Here is a 21,987-nt window from a genome sequence, read left to right on the forward strand (position 1 = left end):
TCTTTTTTTTCTTTTTTATCAGTCAGAGATGTTCGCCAAAAAGCCCTGCGGCCTCAATACCTCTGTTTGCCCAGAGAACTGCTCCGAGTGCACCTATTCTGCCCTTACTTTTTGCAGAGTCGATGTACTCTATGCCAAGTCTTTCGGCTTCTTTTTCGCACTCTTCTCTTGTCAGAATTTCAGTTTTTATTTTTTCAAGGAAGGGTGACTCAGGAAGGGAAAGTCCTCTTATAACCGCAATTCCGGTGTCTTTGCTTACAGCATTTTCTTCTATGAAGTCTCTGACAAATATTAAAAGTTCGTCAACCCTGTCCGGTCTTACTGCAAAGTTAAGGGCTGATCCCACGCAGTTTGTTGTTTTGTTCGGAACTTTCGGGTTTAGCTGAATAAGACGCATGTTTAGGTATTCAACACCTTCAATTTTGCAGGCCTCTGCACATTTGGAGGCTAAAACCCAGGTTGCACCGGATTCTTTTGTATCGGTGTCATCAATTCCTATTGAAATTTTGACATATTTTGGGCTTGTAATTTTTGTCCGGCATGTTCTTGCCCCTCCTGCTTTTAAGTCCTCTTCTGTTGGATAAACTGTTTTTAAAACTCCCGGTGCCTGAGGGAGGCAGACTGCAATACCTACACCCGCACCGGCAATTCCTGCCCATCCGGTTGTTACAAAATCACCTTCGACTTCGACACTTTCAAGCGCCTGTCCGCCGATATGTTCTCCTGCCGCACCAAAATTTATCGGATAGGTTCCAAGTTTTGCTGAAATTGTCATCGAAGCGCCTTCAACAGTGATTGCCTCAACTGCACCTCCTGCACGCCTCCTGTTCATGACATCCCATTCAATTGCACCTCTGTGACAGCACTGTTCTATTATTTCTGCTTTTTTTGCATCTTCATCTACAATTACGAGGAATTTTTTGCAAAACATCTGTCCATAGCGTTCTTTGACTTCAGAGGGTGTTAGTGTAATCATTACTTTGTCACCGAAAATTTCGTTGACAGAAATTTCGGCGGCATGATATTTAATCTGTTTGATTGAGTGTAAATTATGCCTGACAGAGATGTCATGAAATATGGATTGAAACTGCATAAATAGTCCAAAACGAATGAATAAACAACTATATGCAGAGTTAAAAAATACTAAACAACCCAATAAAAATTGATTTTTGATTTTTGATTTTTCAGTTACTGAAGAATCTCATGAAGGTGGAACTTGAACGGGCCTAAGTTTCCGCCGAAGTTTCCTGCTGAAATCAGTTTGATGCCCGGTATCATTGATGCCGCCATAATACCTGCTCTTGTGGCCTCACTTATTGACTCTTCATCGACACCATCAATAACGATTTCGTAAACTGCTTTTACGCCTTCAGGAACTTTTGTGTCTGCTACCTTGTCACGTATTGTCGGGCAGTACTTCTCGTTTGTTGTCGCAACCATGAATTTGTACTTGTTAGAGCCTACTTTTGAGCCTGATGCAACAACAGGGAATGAGCACATACATCCCGGAACTCCGGAGATTGCATCTACTGCTGCGTCTGCCGCCATAAGCGCTGCGGGCTGGTTTTCACCCATTATAAAGAAGTTTCCGCCTGCAACACCCTTTACGATGCCGAAACTCTCTTCACCGATATATTCGCCGTTCATGATGGGGATTGCCCAGCACTTGCGCCCGCCGACTTCCTTTTGGTATTCATATCCGTCACCGAAGAAGTGAAGCTTTACATCAATTCTCTCTTCTGCGTCAGGCATACCGTCAAAGACTGCTGTTGTTGGCTGTGTTAAAACGCACTCCGCAAGGCGCTCTACGACCTGCTCTTTTAACTTCTTCTTTCCGCCTGCAAAGAATAATACTGCAACTCCCGGCCTTCCGTCAGGTGTCTCCTCTGCTGAGAGAAACATTTCAATTCCTGCCTCACAGGGACAGCCGATTGCTGATGTTGCAAATCCGGTGGCCTCTGTTGCGGCCTGAAATGCCCATTTTTCGTTGATTGCGGTAATAATTACTCTGCATGCCCAGTTTGGAAATGCTTCTGCATATTCGTTTTCAATTGTAACTCCGTTTAATTCCATAGATATAACCTCAAATGTGGCTGAAAAAATCTCTGAAAACCAGAATGACTATTCAGCCGTTTACCACAAAAATCAAATCTGATTTTCATGACAGTTGTTGCATGAAAAAGTCCATGAAATTATATTTCATGCACCGGATTCATGTAAGTTACGAAGTAACTTTCATGTAAAATTAATTTCAGCAACGTTTTTTCAAACATTTCACGCCCCCGTTTCAGGCGGCATCAAAGTTTTATAACAGTCATATTTCACTCTTGTAAGGTAAAATATTATTTCTTTTTTTCCGGAGAATCTGAGGATCTACAGATCTCTCTTTTTTTAATTTATTTCTGATAATTCCTGCAAAGAAAGGTTAAAAAATACAGATATTGGATAACTCCTGTCTGATAAAACTGGCAGGCATTAAATTTAGGTATATGCAGGCTCATGCAAACATAGTATATTGATGCATTATAGTGTACTGATGCATTGCATTTGTGTTATGATACATTTGTGATATGTTGCAATCGGGATATATTGTATTTGTGATATATTCCATGTGTAATTTATTATATTTTTAATATGCCGTATTTGTAATATATTGTATCTGTAACATTGAAGAAATGAAGTTAATACTACAAAGACAAGGACCCAAAAAATTCAAAGAATGGTTTTTTATGTTAATTTAATATGTTTTGTCAATTATTTTTCTCTTTGTGCGTATGTTAGCTAATGTCGGTTCATTGCATAATCTGCCTTTTTTTTTTCTAAAAAAAGTTAATGCTTGGATTTTAATAATTAAAAATTGTTTAAAGCCGTTTGACTCTATTATATGGCTTTCTATTTGATTTTTTGAACGCATCATAAAATCAAAGGCATATTAATTTGTTTTGATTAACCTATGTGCAGAGTTAATCAGAGATATTTGAAAATATTAAATTTTATTGGATATTTTCTTGCATAACTTCAGAACATTTATCTATTTTTTTTTCCCAACTCTTACTGATCGATTAATGATCGATATAGCGGTGCGTGAAAAAAAATGGCATTTGCAGTTCATGTAAATATGGAACGTTGTACTGGGTGCAACAACTGTGTGGTCGCATGTCCTGTCAATGCACTTGAGCTTTACACTGTAGATCCTGTCACAACAGACAAGATTTACAAAGTTGTTAATGGAAAAGCTCTTGTGCTTGACGTTGACCACCACTTGTGTGCCGGATGCGGAGTCTGCATCGAGGCATGCCCGTATGGCGTAATTAGACTTGAGGGGCGCTGGAAAGACATGATTCAGGTTCCAGGAACGGTATAATTCTAGAGGAGTGTTATAGTAAATGAATACGCTTTTTCCAAAATACTCCCGAAGGCAGGAAGGCAACATTATAACAATGGAGCAGAAGCTCTTAAAACAGGTAAACAACCTTATTCTTGACAATGACAAGTGTACAGGCTGTGGTATCTGTTACGATTCCTGTCCTGAAGAGGCAATAAGTATTGGCCCTGTTGGTGCAGTCCGCAGAGGTTCTATTGAGTATGGTCAGTCAATATCAGTTGACGAGAAACAGTGTTCATATTGTGGCGTATGTGTCATAATGTGTCCATTTGGTGCACTTGATCTTAAAATTGATGGCGAGTCCAGATTACCAATCGCTGAGAATGAAGGTTTCCCTGTATATGATAAAGTAGCCGAAATTAACGGAGAAAAATGTGTACAGTGTACTACCTGTGAAGACGTATGTCCACGTGATGCAATTATCCGTGATGTACCTGTATTTGAAGGAAAAGATAAATCTGGCCTTAAAAAGGCACAGGCTCTTGCAGTCAACAACGAATTCAAATACAACGAAGATAAATGCACCTATTGTGGCCTTTGTGGTGAAATTTGTGCCGCAATAGATGTTGTCAGAAAGCCATTTTCAGCTGAAAGCGGCGTTCTTGACGGAGAAGTCAAATGGAATAAGGATCTTTGTGACGGATGTCTGCTGTGTGTTGAGATTTGTCCTTCAGAGGCAATTGAGGTCCAGCGTGGCGAAGTTGCAAAGAAGCTTGGCAACAAAGGCAGTGTATCTATTGACAATGGTCCCTGCTGTACATGCCGTTGGTGTGCAGTTAACTGTCCAACAGAAGCAATTACAGTTGAAAAGATTTTTGAAGGAGATATTGAATTCCACGCAGAGAAATGTCCTGGAGGATGTTCTACCTGTATGGATATTTGCCCTGCAAATGCTATCTATATGCCTTCACCAAAGTCCCCTGGAGATATGCATGGAGAAATTGAGGCAAATATTGCTGTCAATAAGGATTTCTGCATACTCTGTGGAGTATGTGTTAATGCATGCCCTGGTGAGGATATAATTGTCATGAAGAGAACCGGCATTAAAGTAAAAGGCAAAGAGACTGACCTGTTCCTTAGGATTAAAGAGAAATTGCTTACAGAAAGGACTTCAAAAGTCAAAGAATCTGTAGAAACAGGCGAAGTTGAGCTTAAAAAGACGGTGTGATTTAAATGGCAGTAGAGAAAAATTATGGAAATCCTGAACTTGAAAATAAGCTTAAGGACAGGTATTATTACACATCTGACTCCAGCAAGGACTTCAGTGCTGAAGTGAAGAAAATAAGCGGTACAATTTCACATATGTGTTACCAGTGCGGTACATGTACAGGCTCATGCCCGTCAGCACCAAGAAGCTCATACCGTATTCGTGTATTTATGAGAAGAGCAGTCTTAGGCCTTGAGGAAGAGGCATTAACAGATCCTGATCTCTGGCTCTGTACAACATGCTACTCCTGCACAGACCGCTGTCCGCGTGACATTGCACCAACCGATGTCATAATGGCAATGAGGAATCTTGCATTCAAGAGAGACATTGTTCCAAGAAACTTCCTCCAGACTGTCCAGCTTATTTATAAGACCGGACATGGAGTTCCAAACAACGATGTCAACCGTGCTGCACGTGAAAAACTTGGACTTCCAAGAAATCCACCGACAACAGATTCATATCCGGAATATCTTGACGGAATCAGGAAGATTATGGATCATTATAAGTTAAAAGAGAACGCTGACCGCATTCTTTCGGAGGAGTGAGTATATAAATGGCTAAAAAATTTGAACACTCATATGCATTCTTCCTTGGCTGCATTGCTCCAAACCGCTATCCCGGCTGTGAGGCTTCAGCAATCAGGACAAGTGAAAAAGTAGGAATTGAGCTTCTTCCTTTGAAAGGAGCGAGCTGTTGTCCTGCCCCTGGTGCGTTTGGCTCTATTGACCTTAATGTATGGTATGCAATGGCGGCAAGAAACCTCTGTCTGGCAGAGGAGATGAATAAAGATATTGCACTCATCTGCAACGGCTGCTACAAATCAATCTGGGAAGTAAACCACAAATTAAAGCACAACGATGAACTTCGTGACGGTGTAAATGAGGTCCTCTCAGAAATTGATATGGAATTTAAAGGTTCAGTCGATGTCTGGCATCTTGCTGAACTATATTATGACGAAAAGATCTGTGGTGTTAAAAAACTTGCAGACAGCGTCATAAGACCTCTTACCGGAACAAAGGTTGCAGTCCACTATGGATGCCACTTAATGAAGCCCGGAAAGGAGCGTCATTTTGGAGACACCGAAAATCCAATGTGGATGGAAGAGCTTGTAGGAGCACTTGGTGCAGAGCCTGTCCAGTACAGAAACAAGATGCAGTGCTGTGGTGCCGGCGGCGGTGTCAGAGGATATGATATTTTACACTCCCTTGACATCACAAACGAGAAGATGATCAATCTTCGTGAAGCAGGCGCAGATGCATTAACAGAAGTCTGTCCGTTCTGTCAGCTTCAGTTTGACCGCGGTCAGATTGAGATCCAGCAGAACTTCGGACAAGTCTACAATCTGCCTGTTCTTCACTTCAATGAGCTCTTAGGTCTTGCACAGGGCATGACTCCTCAGGAACTCGCACTTGATCTTCATGCAATTGACTGCAAACCGTTTTTGGAGAAGATAATATAAGGAGGACTAATATATGGCAGAAAATCAGAAACCAAGAATTGGTGTATTCCTTTGCCACTGCGGTACAAACATCGCAGGTTCGTTATCAATAGATGATGTAATGGAATACGCAAAAAGCCTCCCTGATGTTGTAGTTGCTGACCAGTACCAGTATATGTGTTCAACACCTGGTCAGAACAAAATCATCGATGCAATCAAAGAGCATGACTTAAACGGAATTGTTGTAGCCGCATGTTCCCCTCGTTTGCACGAACCTACATTCAGAACTGCAACAGCTGAAGGTGGTCTTAACAAATTCCGCTTTGAGATGGCAAACATCCGTGATCAGAACTCATGGGTTCACATGCATGACTGGGAAGGTTCAACAGAAAAGGCTAAAGATCAGGTCAGAATTGCAGTTGCAAAAGCAAGACTCTTAGAAGACCTTCAGCCAAAAAGTGTGCCTGTCGAGCACGCGGCATTGGTTGTCGGTGCAGGTGTCGGCGGTATGCAGGCGGCGCTTGACCTTGCAAACGCAGGAATCAAGACATATCTTGTAGAAAAAGATCCGACAATCGGTGGAAGAATGTCACAGCTTGACAAGACTTTCCCGACACTTGACTGTTCACAGTGTATCTTAACACCAAAGATGGTGGATGCAGGACGTCACCCAAACATCATCTTAAAGACCTACACAGAAGTTGAAAATGTAGAAGGATACATTGGAAACTTTGAGATAACCCTCCGTAAAAAAGCACGTGGTACATACGACGGTGCTGAGATGAAGGCGGCCGGAATCGAAGGTTCCGGATGTAACGGCTGTGGTGACTGTGCAGAGGTATGCCCTGTAATCAAGCCAAATCCCTTCGAGATGGGAATGGCGCCAAGAAAGGCAATTTACATATACCACCCGCAGGTTATGCCGCTTCAGTACACAATTGACTTTGAATCGTGTGTAAAATGTGGTCTTTGTAAAGAGATCTGTGGTCCGGAGAAGAATGCAATCAATCTGGATATGGCAGATGAACTTGAAAAAGTAAAGGTAGGATGTGTCATTCTTGCAACAGGATATGATTTGATTCCAATCGAAGACAAGACTGAATGGGGTTACAAGAGATACGAAAACGTAATCACCGGTCTTGAATTTGAGCGTTTAATCTGTGCATCTGGGCCGACAGGCGGACACTTAATACGCCCGTCTGACGGAGTCACACCGATGAAAGTCGGATTTGTACTTTGTGCAGGTTCAAGAGACAACACCGGCGGAGTTGCAAAACCATACTGTTCCAGATTCTGTTGCATGTATTCACTAAAGCATGCTCACCAGGTAATGGAGAAGATTCCGGGATGTCAGCCATACATCTTCTATATGGATATCAGATCCTTTGGAAAGATGTACGAAGAGTTCTACTATCGTATCCAGAATGAGGGATGTAAATTCATCCGCGGACGTGTTTCATCTATCAGAGAAGATCCTGTCACAAAGAATGTATCTGTGTTGACAGAAGACACATTACTTGGAAGGCCGGTCACAGTAGAATGTGATATGGTAGTCCTTGCGGCAGCAATTCAGCCAAAGCCTGATGCAGAGCGTATTCGCCAGATGTTTGGTATTTCAAAGTCCCAGGACGGATGGTACCTTGAGGCACACCCGAAATTAAACCCTTGCGGTACAACAACAGCAGGTATTTTCCTTGCAGGTGTATGCCAGGGACCAAAGGATATCCCTGACACAGTAGCACAGGCAGAAGGAGCGGCATCTGCGGCAAGCATTCCTATTCACCAGGGTGAAGTTCAGCTTGAGCCTTACTTTGCACAGTGTGTAGAGGAGCTTTGTGCAGGATGTGGAATGTGTGTTCCACAATGTCCATACAGTGCCCTATCATTAATTGAAAAAGACGGAAGACAGGTTATGACAGTAACCGAAGCAAAATGCAAAGGATGCGGTACATGCGGAGGATTCTGCCCAGGTGGAGCAATTCGTATGCAGCACTTCACAAGTCCCCAGATTGTTGCACAGATTGATGCATTTTTACTTGGCGGACGCGGAGGTGAACAGTAATGGCAGAAGGAGATTGGAGACCTAAGATTATTGCAATTATATGTAACTGGTGTTCATACGCCGGTGCAGATCTTGCAGGTGGAGCACGTATCCAGTACCCGCCGGATATCCGTGCAATACGTGTAATGTGTACCGGACGTGTAGATCCCCTTTTCATCATGAAAGCATTTCAGGATGGAGCAGACGGAGTCTTAGTATCCGGATGCCACTTCGGTGACTGCCATTACCTTGAAGGAAATTACAAATGCGCAAAACGCATGTTCCTTGTCAAAAATGTTCTCAAAAATATCGGTATTGACGATAAGAGACTTAGAATGACATTCGTTTCAGCATCAGAAGGTGCAAAATGGGGTCATGTTATGGAAGATGTCGTAAAGACTGTAAATGAACTGGGTCCAAGCCCGCTGACCGAGAGAAAGGACTAATCTCAATAATTTTTTAGGTGATAATTGTGGCAGAAAAAATTGAATTAAACCTTATATCGGGCAGGACTATTCAGCAGGGAGTATCTATGGAGGCAGGCAAGGAAAAGCCGGCCTACCGTGATGCCTGTGGTATTATTGAGCTAAACGCTGCTGATATCAAAAAACTTGGCATATGGCAGGGATCAAATGTCCGTGTTACAAGTCTGTATGGTACAGTTGTAGTAAAGGCAATTGAAGGATTACAGAAGGTTGACGAAGGTATGGGCTGGATCCCTATGGGCCCGTGGGCCAACCGTGTAATCAACCCAAATACCTACTCAACAGGCATGCCGACATTCAAAGGTGTGATGGTCAGTGTCACACCTGAACCAAGTGGAAAGGTACTCAGTTCACTGGAAGTAATTGAGGAAGGGCTTGCTCTATAAGGTGATGTAAATATGTCAAAAATAATAACCGATGTGGTATGTCCGTTTTGCGGCACGCTTTGTGATGATCTTGAAGTCACTGTATCAGATGACGGCAAGAAACTTATTGACGTAAGCAATGCGTGTGCAATCGGTGCCATGAAATTCCTCCATTCCCAGGCAGAAGATCGTTTGACAAAGCCGCGTATGAGAAATGAGGATGGTTCATGGAGGGACGTATCCTATGAAGAGGCCGCTGATTTTACAGCAAATATGCTTGCAAACTCAAAAAAGCCTCTTATGTACGGGTGGAGTTCAACAAACTGTGAAGCCCAGAGTGTTGGTTCAACAATTGGAGAACTTATTGGCGCACAGATGGACAACACTGCGACAGTATGTCACGGTACAACTTTAATTGCTGTACAGGATGTCGGTGTACCAAGCTGTACTTTAGGTGAGGTAAAAAACCGTGCTGATATGATTATCTACTGGGGAGGAAACCCTGCGCATGCACATCCAAGACACATGAGCAGATATTCAATGTATCCGCGTGGTTTTTTCACAGCAAAAGGACACAGAGGAAGAACCCTTGTTGTAGTTGATCCAAGAGACACAGACTCTGCAAGTCTTGCAGATATCCATCTTAAAGTTGAGCAGGGAAGAGATTACGAACTTTTAAGTGCACTTCGTGTTGCCTTCCGCGGCGAGGTTTTACCAGACTTTGTTGCAGGAATACCCAAAGAGAAGATCTACGAAGTTGCAGAAAAGATGAAGGTCGCAAGATTTGGTGTAATTTTCTTTGGAATGGGTGTAACACAGACTCTCTCAAAGAATCATAACATTGATATTGCAATTCAGGTAACACGTGACCTTAATGAATACACAAAGTTCTGCATTATGCCAATGCGTGGCCATTACAATGTTACCGGCTCCGGAGAGGTATGGGGATGGCAGTTCGGGTTCCCTTTCTGTGTAGATCTTTCAAGAGGTTTTGCACGTTATAATCCGGGTGAGTCTTCTTCCAATGACCTGCTGGTTAGAGGAGAGCTTGACTCAGCATTCATTATTGGAAGTGATCCTGGTGCACACTTCCCGTTCGGATCTGTAAAGAAGATGAACGAGATTCCATGTGTCTGTGTTGATCCGCATATTACCCCGACAACAGTTGTTGCAGATCTTCACGTTCCTGTAGCTTTTGTCGGCGTTGAGGTAGGCGGCTGTGCATATAGAATGGACAGTGTTCCTATTGAGACAAAGAAAGTGGTTGACGCTCCTGAAGGAATGATTACAGATGAGGAGTTTTTGAAAATGGTTCTTGAACGCCTTCAGAAGATCAAGGGAGTGTGATATCCATGGCTGATTATATTATTAAAAACGGATTTGTTGTTGACCCGTCACTTGGTGTCAACTGTGAAAAGATGGATGTTGCCGTAAAGAACGGTAAGATTGTAGATGCTTCTGAAGTAAAAAGCCCCAAGACAATTGATGCCTCCGGCATGGTTGTAATGGCAGGCGCAGTTGATGTTCACTCCCATTCAGCAGGTCCTAAGGTTAATGTTGGAAGAAATTTCCGTCCGGAAGACAAACTCAATTATTACACTGCAAAGAAAGGCGTAAAACGTATGGAGTCTGGTTTTTCCGTACCGACTACTTTTTCGTCCGGCTACACATTTGCAAAGATGGGTTACGGCTTTGCAATGGAAGCAGCAATGCCTCCTCTTTATGCAAGACATGTTCATGAGGAGATAAGAGACACACCAATTATTGATGAGGGTGCTCTTCCTGTTCTTGGAAACAACTGGTTTGTAATGGAGTATCTCAAGAATCACGAAATTGAGAACACTGCAAGTTATATTGCATGGCTCCTTCGTGTGACAAAAGGATATGGTATAAAGTGCGTCAACCCTGGCGGAACTGAAGCATGGGGATGGGGTATGAACTGTATCACACCTAATGATCCTGTTCCATACTTTGATGTAACTCCTAAAGAGATCATAAGAGGCTTAATTGAGGCAAATGAGTATCTCAGACTTCCGCATTCAATGCACCTTCATTCAAATTCACTGGGTGAGCCTGGAAATTACCAGATCACAATTGAATCATTGAAGTGTGCTGAGGGAATTAAAGCAGATAATGACTTTGGCCGTGATCAGGTTCTGCACCATACACACCTGCAGTTCCATTCATACGGTGGCGAATCATATGCATCAAAGTCTTTTGAGTCAAAATCAAAAGAAGTAATGGACTACGTCAACACAACAGATAATCTGACATTTGATATGGGTCAGGTCACACTTGATGAGACCACAACAATGACTGCTGATGGTCCATTTGAGTATCATCTTTCACATATGAACAACCTGAAATGGGCAAACAAGGATGTTGAGCTGGAAACAGCCGCTGGTATTGTTCCGTTCATTTACAACCCAAACTCATTTATTGGTGTTGCGCAGTGGGCAATAGGTCTTGAACTTGCATTATATTGTAAGGACATGACAAAGTGTTATGTTACAACAGATGCACCAAATGCAGGTCCTATTCAGCGCTATCCGCGTGTAATTAAATGGCTTATGAGCTCTAAAGCACGTGAACAGATCCTGGATGACTGCAAATACGGGGACTCAGTACGCTCACAGTGTTACATTGGTGAAATTGATCGTGAACTTTCACTTTATGAGATTGCACTGATGACACGTGTAGGAGCTTCAAAATGTCTTGGTCTTTCCAGCATGTTTGGTTCACTCAAACCTGGTATGGAAGGAGACGTGTCTGTTTATGCGTACAACCCTGAAACTGATGACGACCCTGAAAAGATCGAGCAGGCATTTGGCAATGCAAGATACTTCATAAAGAGAGGAGAGCTCATCATCAACGAAGGAGAGATAATCAGCAATGGTAACAAGCGCACATTCTGGGTCAACCCGGGAATGGAGCTTACATCTCAGGTTGAGCGTGATGTAACAGAGCGCTTTAAGAAGTACTACACTGTTACACAGAACAACTACGAGGTAAAAGAGCATCATTATATGCCAAACCCGTATGAGATTGAGGTAAAAGCTGTATAATTTTGGAGGTTAAATAAATGAACAAAGTAGAATTAACCATTAAAAAGCAGCCGGAACTTTATCTTGAAGCAGACAATATCACCCCTGATGTATTTGCAGGAAAATCAGCCGATGACATAATGGCGCTCAATGTTTATGAGGGAAATGCAATTCATAAACTTGGAGATTTCTTCACAGTTGCAGGATCAGCCGGAGAGACAGCTGCAGATACTAAGATTATTGTTAAAGGCAATCTTGAACGCGTAAAATGGATTGGCACAAAGATGACAGCCGGAGAGGTTGTTGTCGAAAGCAACATGGATATGTATGCAGGTGCTTTCATGGCAGGCGGAAAAATTCTCGTTAAAGGAAATGCGGGTCATTTCACCGGACTTGGTATGACCGGAGGAGAACTTCATGTTACAGGCAATGCAGGCAACTATCTTGGTGCAGCATACCGTGGTGACTGGCGTGGAATGCAAGGCGGCATTCTTCGTGTAGACGGCGATGCAGGTTCAGACGTTGGAACATTCATGCGTGGCGGTGAAATTATCATCGGCGGAAACACAGATGTCCATGTAGGAACTCACCAGGAAGGCGGAAAGATTGTTGTTAAAGGCAATCTGAAGAGCAAAGTCGGCGGACAGATGGTGAAGGGAGAAATAATTGTATTTGGAACCATTGATGTCATGATGCCCGGATTTGTGCACCGCGATAATGTCGATCTGGAAGTAGATGGCACCAAGGCTACCTTTAAGCGCTTTGAGGGTGATCTCGGCGAGAGACATCCAAAATCAAAAGGACAGGTAGTTTACGGTCAGTTATACATAAAACAATAAATCTTTTTTTTTGATGTTTTTTATCTTTGTAGTATCCCGAATTCATTTTACATATATTAACCTTACGCATACATCCACCTCTGTGCATAGTTCATAATTCTTTCAGGAGGAAGTCTGTAGAAGAAGACGTTTGCAGGCTGATCATAATCCAGACTGCTATGAGGCTTTAATTCATTATGCCAACTAACTACAGCATCTATAGAGCCAAATTTTTCAACTCTTCCTTCAACTTCACCAAAGAATCTCTCTCTCTTTCCATTTGTCTGAGAATGATGAACTATGGCTCTAATCTGTTTAATGCCGTGAAATTCAAGGAATTTCTTAAAATTATGATCTGCTGTTTCAGAATTTCTTGCAGAGACAAACTGTGTTCCATTATCTGTTAAAATTTCTCTTGGAATTCCATATTGCTCAAATCCTGTTTCAAGAACTTTGATGGCATTCATTGTTGTTGGCCTGTCAAATACTCCATAACAGGTGACCAGACGGGAAGAATCATCAATAAATGCAACTAACCAGTAATCATTATTATTCAATTTAACCAGTTTCCAGTCACCCTGCCATAGAGACATTGAATGTTCTCTCTCATATCTAACCCATTTTCTCTGACGACGTTTTTTCATACAAATCTCAACCCTTCCATGATTCAGGAGAACTCTATAGATTGTGTTATGGGGAATATGGATTTTAGTCTCCTTTTCAATCTTGTTCTCTAAATGACAGGGACCAACAGAATATTTGTCATGATATGAAAGAATGAGATTTTCAATCTCATAGGGAATTTCTCCTGGTTTTCTTCCAGGAGTTTTTGGATATGGATATTGTCCTGTTTTCTCGTAAGAGCTGATAATTTGATAAATTCTTTGTCTGGTTACGCTATGATATTCTGCAAGTTCCCTGACAGGTTTCCCTTTTTTCCATTGACGAATGATCCCACGTATATCTCGTTCGGATAATTTGCCCACATCAATATATAAATCTGGTGTCAAATTATTTCGGGATACCATACTGACGTAACTAATGCAAAAACTTTTTTGATAATGATATTTTAAGAAATCAGAATGTGAGTATGGTAAATACTGGGTGAAGTATCAACTGGAAAAAAAGAATATTTAGGTATTATTTAGTTTTTCGGTCCTGTTTTGCAACAAATATTTTGCCTTTATGGCTTCTGTTTGCATAATCTCCTTCGTAGACTATGAACTCTTTTTTGAAATCAGGGTTAAATACAGATTCTGTCTTTTTAAAAGTCGGAAGAATATCTTTTGCCTCTCCTAAAATATAGCATGTTCCTCCTCTCATGTTTGCACAGGGTGTATCGGTATTGCCATATATGGTTAATCCTCCTTTTAGCATTTCGGCACCTGGCATACTGCCTGCACTGCCTTTACAGATAATTTCTCCTCCTGCCATGAACTCTCCTATGAAATCACCTGCATTACCTTCAACTGTAATTTTTCCCCCAAGAATACCTGTTTTTTCTCCTCTGTATCCTGAGCCGCAATAATGGCCGGTATTTCTCCTGCATATAATCTCACCGCCTTTCATCTCACGGCCAAGCCATGAATCGGAATTCCCGCTGATTTCAATAACACCGCCGCTCATGAAATTTCCGCAGTGCATTCCGATATTTCCGTTGACAGTAATTTTTCCATCCTTCATGTATTCGCCGACACGCTTCACAAAAAAACAGTTACCATTAATTTCAATTTCAACATCTTTTTCAGAATCTGCTTTACCTGATGTTTTAACTTCAAAAATTTCCGAAATATTCTTTTCCCTGTTTCCACCCCATATCTTTATCTCCTCTGCTTCTTTTTCAAGAAAGGTGACAGGTGTTATGGCTTCAGCTTCAACCGGAATAAATGGATTTTTTCTGGGTTTAAGAGTCAGCTCAATTTTCATAATTTCGTCTCCGTTTCAATGCAGATATTACGCTGATTCAAGTATGCCTCTTCAACAGGGTAATTTTCCATTGAGACAGAATAATAGCGCTCGAATTTCTTTATGAATTCAGGGTCTTTTGACATGTCATATTCATCAGGAATTTTTGGTTTCACCCAGATTGTCCTGTTGTTTCCGTTTAAGAGGCAATTCCCATCTCTTGAAATTACTCTTCCGCTTTTTATTGTATAGTCTGTTGAGGAAAATCCTTTGATAATTTTTTCATATTCTGCTGCCGGGTCAATATCATCAGTTTTTATCGGATATATTGCAATATCGCCGTATGCACCTTCGCCAAGATGTCCCTTTCCAATTCCTGTTATTCCAAGAGCTTTTGCCTGTGCGGCTCTGGTCATCACAGCAATTTCATAAAAGTCCATTTCTCTGTCAAGTGACGGGAGGTGAACTCTGTTTTCTGTATTCGGATGAACCTTTGAAAATTCTTCATTTCTGTATCTGCTACTCATCAAAAGTGCAATAATTTCAGGATATTTGACAAATGGCGCACCGTTTGGATTGTCTGTTGCAAGCATACATTGCCAGGGGTTTTTAGCCATAAGAGCTAGTTCAAGCCCGATAGACCACATGATGGAATTTACAAGATTTTTCCTTGAATAAAGTACAGGAATAATACCTGAGCCTGTTTCAAGCTCAACGTCATGATTACTCCATTTATTGTTGTATAACCTGAACAGGTTAAATTCCATTGGACCATCAGCAGTCATTGTTGTTGTCTTTCCAAACATGACCTGACCCATATCAATTGCAATCTGTGGTTTTCTGTTCAGCATCCAAGCAACATCGTCTGATTTTGAGCAGAAATCGCTCCATTTTGTTCCACCGTATGAGTGAAACTGTACATGCGTCATGTAAAGCGTCTGGCGCTTGTCATTTAAATCAGGAGTTCTCTGCATTGTCTCAAGAGTGCATTTGTAGTTGCCGGGTTTTCCAAGATTGTTACAGTGAAGATGAACAGAATGTGGAAGATTTAAAAGTTCGTTTGCCTGTATCAGATAATCGATTATTTCAGCAGGTGTGATTCCGAAGTGGTCAATTTTCTGATGGATGCACCCGACATCCTTTCCCCAGCCCCACATCTCTGTCCCGCCGGGATTTGTAACTTTAACACCAAATCCTTTTACGGCCGCAAGTGTCCAGCCGACAACTGCCGCAACACGTTTTAGGTCTTTATCAGCAACAGCCTCCATTACTGACCAGTTTCCGTCAAAGAGGGTGTTTGCCATTGTGTCCTGAAGAGATGTAAAGAAAAATTCTTCATGAGTGTGCCTTGCTTCAAGTGGTGCCATTGCACCTTCAAGTACTGTTGTATAACCAAGAGCACTGTATCTGTATGTATTTGCATAAACAGTCGGGACACTGTATCCAGAAACGGGATACATATAAGGCTGTGCCCGGCCGCGTCCTGCCCGCATATCTTCAGGACTCATATATCTGCCGAAATTCACTTTTGTACCGCAGATATGTGTGTGGGAATCTACCCCCCCCGGAAGTGTAAGACAGCCTTTTGCATCAACGACCTCAGCTGAACTTCCGACAGATTCGACAATCATTTTGTCTCTGATTGCGATATCCATGATCTCGCCTTTTATGTCATTAATCGGGTCGATGACATAGGCATTTTTTACAAGCAGTTCAGACACTGTTTCTCATCTCCTGAATTTTTTCATATATCCTGCTTATTATGTCAGTATCGGTTGGAAAATCAGTCTCAATTATTTTTTTAGTTCTTAATGGAACACCATCCATACGATAGGCAGTCCCTGACGCTTCTATTCCTGTTATTGCAACAGGAATCTGAATGTCGCTGAAGAATGATGTGCAGTTTTTATGGGGGTCAATATGAATTACAGGAATGTTTGCCATGTGCTCTACACATTTTTTTGGCATATGTGCCGCCGGATCACTTGATACAATCATTAATGCGTCACATTCTTTTCTAAAAAGGATGTCGGCCGCTGTTGTCTCTCCGGGGTTATAGAATGGTATTCCTTTTGCAAAATCAACTGCATAGGGATACCCTGTCATCCATGTGAATACTTCGTTTGCCCCGTAAACATTCCAGTGTCCACGCATAGGGCTGATTGTGAATTTTGTGTGCCGTGAAAGCTCTTCTGTTAATTCAACGGCATTTCTGATATTCTTGTATTTGTGTCTGCTCATTGTAAGGCCAAGACCGAAGAATAAAGCTCCAAACTTTGCCCCTTTACACATTTCAACAATTCTTTTGAGTTGTGATTTGGAGACCCCTGACACCATGTCGGGAATGATTTCATCTTCTCCTCTGACCATTGCTCTTAGAGCTGACAAAACTGCATAATCCCCGCCTTGTTCTATTTGAATGAACTCATCGGCGATATCGGATGACATCGTCTTTCTTACATCAACAACTATCAGTTTTCTTTCCCTGAATGCATTTTTTAAAAAGAATCCGTCCGCATATGTGGTGTAACGGCTCATATGTCTTGGATGACTTTCAAGAGGGTTGCATCCCCAGTAGATAATAAGATCAGCCCGGTTTTTAACCTGGCCAAGTGTGCATCCCGGATGTCCCACCTCCTGAATTCCCATAATTGAGGGCCCGTGGCAGAGGGATGATGTATTGTCAATAACACCGCCAAGAAGCATGCAGAGATGAACACCTTTTGCCTGAGCTTCTCCCTGTGTTCCGCTCCAACCGAAAAAAAGAGGTCTTTGTGCATTATTTAAAATTTCAGCTGCATAAGTAACGGCTTCTTCATATCCTGTCTGTATTGTTTCATTTCCCCTCCTAATTACCGGACTTTGCAGTCTTTCTTTCCTTAAAAATTTGGCTTTTGCAAGTGAACAGCCATTGTCAACTCCTGTTATTTTTCCATCTTCAATTGTAATTCCAAGATCATCACACAGACATCCGCAGAAAGGGCAGATAACATTTTTTTTCATCATATTTCCTGCCCTCCAATTTCCCTGAAGAGATCAAAAACCGGTGAAATTTGTTTGTCTGTATGGGTTATCTCGACAACTGATGATTTATAATCAGGCATTCCTGTTCCATGTGTTTCATAAGGAATTATTTTGTTACAGTATGGGCCATAGGGAACAAAGATTGTTCCACGCTTTATATTTGAATCTTCAACTGCACTCATGACAATTTCGTCATGTGTGCTTTTTAAAAGAACATTGTCATCATTGCTGATGCCTAATATCATCATATCAACTGGATTAATGTGGCATGATGAAGTTTCTTTTGAATATTCTGCTGATAGTTTATGTTCAACAAATTCACCCTGCCTGATTGTTCTGCCGGTTATCATCTCAAATTTCATTTGGATATCTTCCTTTTGGGAAATGATAACAAAAAATTATCATGTTAATGAGATCCCTAATTAAAATTACTTGTCGTCTCATTTAATTAATGGTTTGTGATTTTACATTAAAAAAGCGGGTTATGCTGTTTACTATTTCGGATGATTAAAGTCTGTTCTTCAATATTTCTTTTATTTTTTTATTTCTTTTAGTTCAAAAAGCATTTCATCCGGTGCTATTGGATTCTCCTGAGATTTCGCCTGCCTTTTCCTTTGTGTTGCTAATTAATTTTTGTTTTCTGACAATAGTGTCTTATAAGTTTATTTTTTTATCCCATAATTTAAATCAGTAAAATTCATCATTTAAAGCAGTATTGCAGGTCAGAAAAAGCATAGCCGGCCAGGGCATAACTATGGGGAGGTATAATTGTGGAGTGGTAATTGCGGTATCAATGTTTTTAAAAAATTATTTTTTATAAATTGTTGCGCAGGTGCGAAATTAATCCGGTTAAGTCTGTTTTGTTGTTATACTTTTCGCATCTCACCTGTGTGTGCTGTATCATATCCGCCGGTTTTGTTAAGTTTTGATTTGAATAAGTCAGAATTTATACTTTCAATTAATGTTTTTATTCTTTTATCATCTGCCATTTCATCATAAAATGCAATCTCGTATCTTTCTTTGATTACCGGTACAAATTCAAGTCCAAGCAGTTTTGCGGCGCTATAAATACACATTCCGGAATCAGCCTCGTCATTTTTGACTGCGAGAGAAACATCAAGATGTGTTGTCCTCTCTAAATCATATCCTTTGATTGATGAGGAATCAATTCCTTCTTTTTTGAGCATATAATCAAGCAGTATTCTTGTTCCTGAGCCTTTCTGTCGGTTTATGAATGAATGATCAGCAAGATTTTGAAGACTTATTCCTGTTTTTGATGCAATTCCCTGCTCTCTTTCTGCAACACATAATAAAGAAATGTCTTTGTCGGGCAGGTATTTTTTTATGTAAGATATGTTATATCCGCCGTCATCGGATAGAAGGTGCATTGGTGCTACATGGCAGGTTTTCTTTTTAAGAGCAAGAATGCCGCCCATGCTTCCAACATGTGCAGAGTGGATATCAATATTATTAATAGATGCCATGTCTGTTAAATAATCAATACAGGGGTCGTGACTGCCGACAATTAAGAGAGAGTTTTCAACCCGGGATTTTTGAACGATAAGTGAGGCCTGTGTTGTTTTTCCTGCCACAATTCCTTCTTCTTCTTTTGAAATTCTAAGAATTGCGTTTGCACGAACTGCACTCATCTGAACACCTGAACCACGCGACTGGGCAATTCCTACAAATCTGTCTCCAACTTTTCCAACTGACATCATTACAAATTCATCAGTTCCTATGGGTGATGTCAGGGATGATGCAAGTTCAATGTCAATTTTGTGCATGTAAGGTGTTTCAAATCCATACAACCTTATCATTGGATACACAATTTCTCTCATTATTGTGAGTGATGCAAGCGGGTATCCCGGCAGGCCTATCACAGGTTTTTTATCTATTCTTCCAATAATTGCAGGCTTTCCGGGCTTTATTCCAATGCCGTGGACAAAGACTTCGCCCAGTTCCTCTATTATGGATGCAGTATAGTCTTTTGTTCCTGCAGATGAGCCTGCAGAGATGAGAACGAAATCATTTTCAGATACTGCCCTGTTTAATGCATCTCTGATTTTGTCTCTGTCGTCAGGAATTATTGGACATCTTGTGGATGAAACTCCTGCCTCAGTAAGCATTGCACCTGCCATTATGGTGTTGCTGTCGATAACGGCACCGGGCTCTAAATTATTCCCTGGCTCTTTTAGTTCGGTGCCTGTCGGAATTATTCCGGCAGAAAGGTTTTTGACAGAAATTTCTGTTACCCCGTAACTTGCAAGTGCACCTATGTCATTTGGCCTTATTTTGTGGTTTGAAGAAAGAATCATTTCAGATTCTCCTATGTCTTCACCTACAGGACGAATGTTTTGCCATTTTGTGGCAGGTTTTCTTATGATAAATCCTTCATTTTCTTCCCATGTATCTTCAACCATGATTACACAGTCATATTCAGGAGGAACAACATTTCCTGTATTAACCCGTTTTGAGTCTTTGATAAAAACAGGGTTTGACTCCATTGCAAAGAGCGTATCTGTGCTTTTAACGGCAAATCCGTCCATTGCAGATAAGTGTATCATTGGTACAGAATATTTGGAAAAAACAGCTTCTGCAGTAATTTTTCCACATGCATCTGTTATCTTTGCAATTTTTGTTGAAGTTTTAAAATCTGAAATATTATTTAGAATTATTAAAGCCTCATCAAGGCTTTTCATTTTAAGGTATCTTCTCACCAAAAGATCACTTCCACTTCTTCTCCGGCTTCAAGTCCTTCCTGACCGGCAGGGATTTTCACGATGCCTTTACTATCTGCAAGAGTGCTTAAAAGTCCGGATTTGCTGTATAAAGGCTTTGCATAACCATCTTTGAAAACAACCCTGACATAGTCCTCCCTCCCCTCTGCAGAGGGGATGTTTTCGGTCAGTTGTGCTATTGTTGTTCTGTATTCTTTTCTTATTCCCTGCATTGCACAAAGAAGTTCGGATACTAAAAAGGAGAGTATTACAAATGCTGATGATGGATGCCCGGGAAGACCGATTACAGGTTTATTGCCTACAGTTCCAATTATTGTAGGTTTGCCTGGCGATATTGAGATTCCGTGAATCAGAAGTTCTCCAAGACTCTCAATTATCATTGATGTGTTGTCTCTTGCATCCTTTGAGCTTCCTCCTGAGATTAAAACTGCATCACACTCGTCTGCGGCTTTTTTGATTGCAGTATAAAGTTCATTTTTTTCATCCGGAATAATTCCATAAACTTTTGGAATACACCCTTCATTTTCCACAAATGATGAGCATAGAGTTGTGTTTACATCTCTGACCTTTCCAAATGGAGGCTTTTTTGATATTTCAACCAGCTCGTTTCCTGTTGAAATAATACCAATTAATGGTTTTTTAAATACTTCTGCTTCCACAATCCCAAGTGCGGCTAAAACACCGCATTCCTGGGGGCGAAGGATAGTTTTTGCAGGAATAATTTTTTTTCCCTCTGCAAAATCCTCATCGGCAAAGACAACATTTTCTCCGGTTGCAAGCGGGCGGTAGACTAAAACATCATCTTCTATTTGTTCACAGTATTCAATCATTGCGACCGCGTCTGCACCATTGGGTACATTTCCTCCTGTGGGGACATATGCACACTGCCCTGTTTTTATGCTGATATCAGAAAGTGTTCCCATCTCAACTCTTCCTGTATAATCAAGCATTGCAGGAACTGATTCTCCTGCGCCGACAGTATCTTTGGAGACAACTGCGTAGCCATCAACTGTTGAGCGTGTAAATCCCGGGATATTCTCGTTTGAGATTATATCTTCGGCGAGAATCCTCCCGTTTAAATTCTTTAAAGCTACTGTTTCTTTTTCAGCCGCTTTTGCGATTGAATATATTGCCTCTTTAGCTTCCTGTACTGATTTTAATGAGAGGAAAATACTCATTTAAAGCAACCCAGCTGGCATTTCCTGATTTTGACGTTGTTTTTGTTGCAGTGTCTTGTTATGTCTAATTTTTTAAGGCCGTATTTTTCTGCGATTTCAAATGCTTTTTCGCAGTAAATTTCATTTGTTATTCCTTCTTCTGCGAAAATCTCTTCCAGTGTCATATCTGATTTGGAATTCATACTTGTATGATTGTTTCTAAAATATAAAAAGTGTTTATGATTTTGCTTCAACTTTTCAGCAATGTAAATATGAATGTAAGATTTGCAATGAAAACGTGCGTGAGAATTTTTTTCATGCAAACAGTTTCATGTAAGTTGTGAATTAACTTTCATTTAAAACGCACATGATGAGCGTTT

20 protein-coding genes are annotated in these 21,987 nt (G+C 41.1%); 10 read left to right on the forward strand and 10 right to left on the reverse strand.

The annotated features are described in order from the left end of the window. Nucleotides 1-22: 22 nt before the first annotated feature. Nucleotides 23-976 (reverse strand): tRNA(Ile2) 2-agmatinylcytidine synthetase, encoded by a 954-nt coding sequence (locus L1994_RS01110; RefSeq protein ID WP_278099863.1) that lies wholly within the window; start codon nucleotides 974-976, stop codon nucleotides 23-25. Between the two features lie 212 nt (nucleotides 977-1,188). Continuing rightward, nucleotides 1,189-2,073 carry a formylmethanofuran--tetrahydromethanopterin N-formyltransferase gene (fhcD, locus tag L1994_RS01115; protein WP_278099864.1) on the reverse strand — a complete coding sequence of 295 codons (885 nt, stop codon included), beginning with the start codon at nucleotides 2,071-2,073 and terminating at the stop codon, nucleotides 1,189-1,191. Nucleotides 2,074-3,094: 1,021 nt separating this feature from the next. Here fhcD and L1994_RS01120 point away from each other — a divergent pair. From L1994_RS01120 to L1994_RS01165, 10 genes are read left to right on the forward strand one after another with little or no spacing between them, the layout of a single operon-like run. Continuing rightward, nucleotides 3,095-3,364, forward strand: a complete 270-nt coding sequence (locus tag L1994_RS01120; protein WP_278099865.1) for a 4Fe-4S binding protein — start codon at nucleotides 3,095-3,097, stop codon at nucleotides 3,362-3,364. Nucleotides 3,365-3,386: 22 nt separating this feature from the next. Continuing rightward, nucleotides 3,387-4,553 (forward strand): 4Fe-4S binding protein, encoded by a 1,167-nt coding sequence (locus L1994_RS01125; protein WP_278099866.1) that lies wholly within the window; start codon nucleotides 3,387-3,389, stop codon nucleotides 4,551-4,553. A gap of 5 nt (nucleotides 4,554-4,558) precedes the next feature. After that, complete coding sequence (gene hdrC, locus L1994_RS01130; protein ID WP_278099867.1) at nucleotides 4,559-5,137, forward strand: CoB--CoM heterodisulfide reductase subunit C; 579 nt, start codon at nucleotides 4,559-4,561, stop codon at nucleotides 5,135-5,137. Nucleotides 5,138-5,145: 8 nt separating this feature from the next. Next, nucleotides 5,146-6,051 carry a CoB--CoM heterodisulfide reductase subunit B gene (gene hdrB, locus L1994_RS01135; RefSeq protein ID WP_278099868.1) on the forward strand — a complete coding sequence of 302 codons (906 nt, stop codon included), beginning with the start codon at nucleotides 5,146-5,148 and terminating at the stop codon, nucleotides 6,049-6,051. A gap of 13 nt (nucleotides 6,052-6,064) precedes the next feature. Continuing rightward, nucleotides 6,065-8,092, forward strand: coding sequence for a CoB--CoM heterodisulfide reductase iron-sulfur subunit A family protein (locus tag L1994_RS01140; protein WP_278099869.1), 2,028 nt, complete (start codon nucleotides 6,065-6,067; stop codon nucleotides 8,090-8,092). Continuing rightward, nucleotides 8,092-8,517 (forward strand): hydrogenase iron-sulfur subunit, encoded by a 426-nt coding sequence (locus tag L1994_RS01145; RefSeq protein WP_278099870.1) that lies wholly within the window; start codon nucleotides 8,092-8,094, stop codon nucleotides 8,515-8,517. The genes L1994_RS01140 and L1994_RS01145 overlap by 1 nt, the downstream gene beginning before the upstream one ends. Before the next feature lie 26 nt (nucleotides 8,518-8,543). Next, a complete protein-coding gene (locus tag L1994_RS01150) occupies nucleotides 8,544-8,942 on the forward strand; it encodes a molybdopterin dinucleotide binding domain-containing protein (RefSeq protein WP_278099871.1) in 399 nt (132 codons plus the stop codon). A 12-nt stretch (nucleotides 8,943-8,954) separates the two neighbouring features. Further along, nucleotides 8,955-10,268, forward strand: coding sequence for a formylmethanofuran dehydrogenase subunit B (locus L1994_RS01155; protein ID WP_278099872.1), 1,314 nt, complete (start codon nucleotides 8,955-8,957; stop codon nucleotides 10,266-10,268). Nucleotides 10,269-10,273: 5 nt separating this feature from the next. After that, entirely contained in the window at nucleotides 10,274-11,986 is a 1,713-nt protein-coding gene (locus tag L1994_RS01160; RefSeq protein ID WP_278099873.1) for a formylmethanofuran dehydrogenase subunit A, read from the forward strand. 17 nt (nucleotides 11,987-12,003) lie between these two features. Next, nucleotides 12,004-12,804, forward strand: coding sequence for a formylmethanofuran dehydrogenase subunit C (locus L1994_RS01165; RefSeq protein ID WP_278099874.1), 801 nt, complete (start codon nucleotides 12,004-12,006; stop codon nucleotides 12,802-12,804). A 62-nt stretch (nucleotides 12,805-12,866) separates the two neighbouring features. On the opposite strand, the gene L1994_RS01170 is transcribed toward L1994_RS01165, so the two are convergent. The 8 genes from L1994_RS01170 to L1994_RS01205 all read right to left on the reverse strand — a co-directional run bounded on the left by L1994_RS01170 (nucleotide 12,867) and on the right by L1994_RS01205 (nucleotide 21,810). Then, the gene (locus tag L1994_RS01170) at nucleotides 12,867-13,769 is read right to left on the reverse strand and encodes a DDE-type integrase/transposase/recombinase (RefSeq protein ID WP_278100859.1); all 903 of its coding nucleotides are present in this window, start codon (nucleotides 13,767-13,769) and stop codon (nucleotides 12,867-12,869) included. A 154-nt stretch (nucleotides 13,770-13,923) separates the two neighbouring features. After that, entirely contained in the window at nucleotides 13,924-14,709 is a 786-nt protein-coding gene (locus L1994_RS01175) for a formylmethanofuran dehydrogenase subunit C (protein ID WP_278099875.1), read from the reverse strand. Continuing rightward, on the reverse strand, nucleotides 14,706-16,409 hold the full coding sequence (locus L1994_RS01180) for a formylmethanofuran dehydrogenase subunit A (RefSeq protein ID WP_278099876.1): 1,704 nt from the start codon (nucleotides 16,407-16,409) through the stop codon (nucleotides 14,706-14,708). Before L1994_RS01180 ends, L1994_RS01175 begins: the two co-directional genes overlap by 4 nt. Beyond that, the gene (locus L1994_RS01185; protein WP_278099877.1) at nucleotides 16,402-17,694 is read right to left on the reverse strand and encodes a formylmethanofuran dehydrogenase subunit B; all 1,293 of its coding nucleotides are present in this window, start codon (nucleotides 17,692-17,694) and stop codon (nucleotides 16,402-16,404) included. Before L1994_RS01185 ends, L1994_RS01180 begins: the two co-directional genes overlap by 8 nt. Next, complete coding sequence (locus L1994_RS01190) at nucleotides 17,691-18,074, reverse strand: molybdopterin dinucleotide binding domain-containing protein (protein WP_278099878.1); 384 nt, start codon at nucleotides 18,072-18,074, stop codon at nucleotides 17,691-17,693. Before L1994_RS01190 ends, L1994_RS01185 begins: the two co-directional genes overlap by 4 nt. Nucleotides 18,075-18,578: 504 nt before the next feature. After that, a complete protein-coding gene (locus tag L1994_RS01195; protein ID WP_341275820.1) occupies nucleotides 18,579-20,429 on the reverse strand; it encodes a molybdopterin biosynthesis protein in 1,851 nt (616 codons plus the stop codon). Beyond that, entirely contained in the window at nucleotides 20,426-21,628 is a 1,203-nt protein-coding gene (locus L1994_RS01200) for a molybdopterin molybdotransferase MoeA (protein WP_278099880.1), read from the reverse strand. The genes L1994_RS01195 and L1994_RS01200 overlap by 4 nt, the downstream gene beginning before the upstream one ends. Further along, nucleotides 21,625-21,810, reverse strand: coding sequence for a hypothetical protein (locus tag L1994_RS01205; RefSeq protein WP_278099881.1), 186 nt, complete (start codon nucleotides 21,808-21,810; stop codon nucleotides 21,625-21,627). Before L1994_RS01205 ends, L1994_RS01200 begins: the two co-directional genes overlap by 4 nt. Between the last annotated feature and the right edge of the window lie 177 nt (nucleotides 21,811-21,987).

The sequence above is a fragment of the Methanomicrobium antiquum genome (assembly GCF_029633915.1).
GTDB lineage: Archaea > Halobacteriota > Methanomicrobia > Methanomicrobiales > Methanomicrobiaceae > Methanomicrobium > Methanomicrobium antiquum.

Excerpts from the sequence above, each read along its gene's own strand:
- L1994_RS01165 (WP_278099874.1), top strand. The coding sequence starts at position 12,004 with ATGAACAAAGTAGAATTAACCATTAAAAAGCAGCCGGAACTTTATCTT.
- L1994_RS01175 (WP_278099875.1), bottom strand. The coding sequence starts at position 14,709 with ATGAAAATTGAGCTGACTCTTAAACCCAGAAAAAATCCATTTATTCCG.
- L1994_RS01125 (WP_278099866.1), top strand. The coding sequence starts at position 3,387 with ATGAATACGCTTTTTCCAAAATACTCCCGAAGGCAGGAAGGCAACATT.
- L1994_RS01155 (WP_278099872.1), top strand. The coding sequence starts at position 8,955 with ATGTCAAAAATAATAACCGATGTGGTATGTCCGTTTTGCGGCACGCTT.
- hdrB (WP_278099868.1), top strand. The coding sequence starts at position 5,146 with ATGGCTAAAAAATTTGAACACTCATATGCATTCTTCCTTGGCTGCATT.
- L1994_RS01190 (WP_278099878.1), bottom strand. The coding sequence starts at position 18,074 with ATGAAATTTGAGATGATAACCGGCAGAACAATCAGGCAGGGTGAATTT.
- L1994_RS01145 (WP_278099870.1), top strand. The coding sequence starts at position 8,092 with ATGGCAGAAGGAGATTGGAGACCTAAGATTATTGCAATTATATGTAAC.
- L1994_RS01200 (WP_278099880.1), bottom strand. The coding sequence starts at position 21,628 with ATGAGTATTTTCCTCTCATTAAAATCAGTACAGGAAGCTAAAGAGGCA.
- hdrC (WP_278099867.1), top strand. The coding sequence starts at position 4,559 with ATGGCAGTAGAGAAAAATTATGGAAATCCTGAACTTGAAAATAAGCTT.
- L1994_RS01110 (WP_278099863.1), bottom strand. The coding sequence starts at position 976 with ATGATTACACTAACACCCTCTGAAGTCAAAGAACGCTATGGACAGATG.
- L1994_RS01205 (WP_278099881.1), bottom strand. The coding sequence starts at position 21,810 with ATGAATTCCAAATCAGATATGACACTGGAAGAGATTTTCGCAGAAGAA.
- L1994_RS01120 (WP_278099865.1), top strand. The coding sequence starts at position 3,095 with ATGGCATTTGCAGTTCATGTAAATATGGAACGTTGTACTGGGTGCAAC.
- L1994_RS01185 (WP_278099877.1), bottom strand. The coding sequence starts at position 17,694 with ATGATGAAAAAAAATGTTATCTGCCCTTTCTGCGGATGTCTGTGTGAT.
- L1994_RS01160 (WP_278099873.1), top strand. The coding sequence starts at position 10,274 with ATGGCTGATTATATTATTAAAAACGGATTTGTTGTTGACCCGTCACTT.
- fhcD (WP_278099864.1), bottom strand. The coding sequence starts at position 2,073 with ATGGAATTAAACGGAGTTACAATTGAAAACGAATATGCAGAAGCATTT.
- L1994_RS01140 (WP_278099869.1), top strand. The coding sequence starts at position 6,065 with ATGGCAGAAAATCAGAAACCAAGAATTGGTGTATTCCTTTGCCACTGC.